A 1,313-nucleotide genomic window follows, 5' to 3' on the forward strand; every position below is an offset into this window, starting at 1 on the left:
GTAGTAAAGACTGCGATCATTTTGAGTATCAGGGTGGTTTTTCAAATTTAAAGGTGTGATAGTTGTTTTGGTTTCGTTTTATAGCGATAAATTTAAAGTGAAAGCCACCGCACCAAAATAGATTAGACTGCTAAAGCAAGCGTTTTATGTCATTTCAAAGCCATAACCATCACGCCTGTTGCTTACTAAATTTAGCAACTCAAATTTGAAAAATAGAAATTTGAAAGTGAGATATCTAGCGCCAGCTTTAAATTTAAGAAAACTCACTTGGCAAAACGAGAATTTGAGCCGTTTAAACTCACATTATTTTTTAAAAGTGAGTTTGCTGAGAATTTTGATGATTTTAATTTGAATAAAAGTAGAAATTTAAAGGCGGGGAGGTCCCGCCAGATATTATTTATGTAGTTCTTTTGTGTAAAATTCAACTGAGCCTAGACCCTCTTTTAGCGCCCACTCGTAAGCTTTGCTAACAAATTCCCAGTTTATGTTCTCATAGAAAGTCTCTAGATATTTTGGGCGTGCGTTGAAGTTGTCGATGTAGTAAGCGTGCTCCCAAACATCAACGACTAGAAGTGGCACTTTGCCATCGCTCACTGGAGTTTTTGCGTTGCTAGTTTGCACGATCTCTAGCTTTTTGCTGCTTGGATCAAATACAAGCCACGCCCAGCCTGAGCCAAAAAGCGTTGTAGCTGCCTTTAAAAACTCATCTTTAAAGTTTGCAAAATTTGCTTCGATCGCAGCTTTTAGCTCGCTTGACATCTCGCTTTTTTTAGCGATGCAGTCCCAGTAAAAGTCGTGATTATAAACTTGAGCGACGTTGTTGTATAGGCCGCCTTCGCTATTTTTTAGGATTTCGTAAAATGATGCGTCAGCAAATTTTGTATCTTTTATGAGATTGTTTAAATTTGCAACATAGGTCGCGTGGTGCTTGCCGTAATGGTATTCACAGGTCTTAGCACTTACTACTGCATTGGCATTTGCGTCAAACGGAAGTTTTCTTAATTCAAACATAATAATTCCTTAATAATAAAATTTGTTATTTCGCATTATAGCCACAAAAGATTAACAAACAAAATCTTTTAAAATTTAAGCCAAAAATAGGGCTTTTTATAAAAGCTAAATTTTGCATTTATATAAAGATGAGTGAATTTGCTTTATAAATTTGTGGTTAAAAGAGTGAAATTTATATCCTAAAAGAGCAAATTTGGCTTTGTAAAAGAGAGAAAAGTAAATTTAAATTTCTCTAAATGTAAAAAATAATATAAAAATATGTGTAGAAAAGTAACAAATACGCTTTATAAAAATGATAAATA

At 34.0% G+C, this 1,313-nt stretch carries 1 protein-coding gene; it reads right to left on the reverse strand.

Annotation, left to right across the window (positions count from 1 at the left end):
* Window positions 1-393 precede the first annotated feature (393 nt).
* Window positions 394-1,011: a superoxide dismutase [Fe] gene (gene sodB, locus Q0296_RS02700; protein ID WP_298036239.1), complete on the reverse strand. Its 618-nt coding sequence runs from the start codon at window positions 1,009-1,011 to the stop codon at window positions 394-396.
* Window positions 1,012-1,313 lie beyond the last annotated feature (302 nt).

Origin of the sequence: uncultured Campylobacter sp. (assembly GCF_937890585.1) — a bacterium.
GTDB lineage: Bacteria > Campylobacterota > Campylobacteria > Campylobacterales > Campylobacteraceae > Campylobacter_A.